We start from the raw sequence: 210 nt of genomic DNA, 5'->3' as shown, positions 1-210 counted from the left end.
TTTGGCTTGTTGTTGTGCGTAGTCGTCGAGTTCTTGTTTGAGGTGTTGGGCTTCTTCGCGCACACGTTTCCTGGTGGCGGTGATGTGTTGGGCGACTGTTTGCGCCCACCGTTTTTGTTTTGGTGCCAGGGGTCCTTCTGCTTCGTTGATGGTCCAGGTACCGTCAGCGAAAAGCCAGATAACATCCCCACTGTAGGGGTCCAGCAGGTA

General features: G+C 54.3%; 1 pseudogene. It reads right to left on the bottom strand.

Annotation, left to right across the window (positions count from 1 at the left end):
• Positions 1-210, bottom strand: a pseudogene (locus HMPREF2912_RS13125) (HNH endonuclease); the annotation flags it as partial.

The organism is Corynebacterium sp. HMSC056E09 (assembly GCF_001813425.1).
Taxonomy (GTDB): Bacteria; Actinomycetota; Actinomycetes; order Mycobacteriales; family Mycobacteriaceae; genus Corynebacterium; species Corynebacterium hesseae.
The sequence above is the reverse complement of the archived record's forward strand: the minus strand, read 5'-3'. Positions and strand labels throughout refer to the sequence as shown.